We start from the raw sequence: 575 nt of genomic DNA, 5'->3' as shown, positions 1-575 counted from the left end.
GCCCATCTTCCGATAGTTGAGACCATAAATAATTAGGATGTCTTGCCAAAACCGGATGCATGCCATTTCCCAAATGGGTAGAAAGTCTGGCTCCTGCTTGAACTGCATCTATTATTTGCTTGGGAGATGCTTTGGTATGACCTATGGAAACTAAAATTCCGTTGTTCACGCAGGATTTGATAAATGAAATTGAATTTTCCCATTCAGGAGAAAAAGTGATTATTCGAATCAATCCTTTTGCTTCTTCCTGCCATTTTTGAACTAGTTCCCATTTGGGAGCAATAACATGTTCACGTGGATGAGCTCCACGAGGTCCATCTTCGGAGGAAATAAAGGGACCCTCAATATGAAGCCCAGTTATACTCAATCTAGCCGATTCATCAAGTTCCCGGAGCTCTAAAACCTGACGAATCAAAAGGGAAAATTGATCTGGACTTGTGGTGATAATAGTTGGAAAGTGTGAAGTTACTCCTTGCTGATAAAGCTTTTGAGAGATTTGAATTAAGTCAGAAGTATTGCTTTGAACTTCATTGTAATCCATCCCTGCATATCCATTGACCTGAATATCGAAAAGT

At 40.0% G+C, this 575-nt stretch carries 1 pseudogene; it reads right to left on the bottom strand.

The features are described 5' to 3' along the window. Positions 1 to 575: pseudogene (locus Q0L68_RS13055) on the bottom strand (N-acetylglucosamine-6-phosphate deacetylase); the annotation flags it as partial.

It is taken from the genome of Algoriphagus sp., from assembly GCF_024642405.1.
Classification (GTDB): Bacteria; Bacteroidota; Bacteroidia; order Cytophagales; family Cyclobacteriaceae; genus Algoriphagus.
Note: the sequence above shows the minus strand (reverse complement) of the source record. Positions and strands in the feature narration are given on the sequence as shown.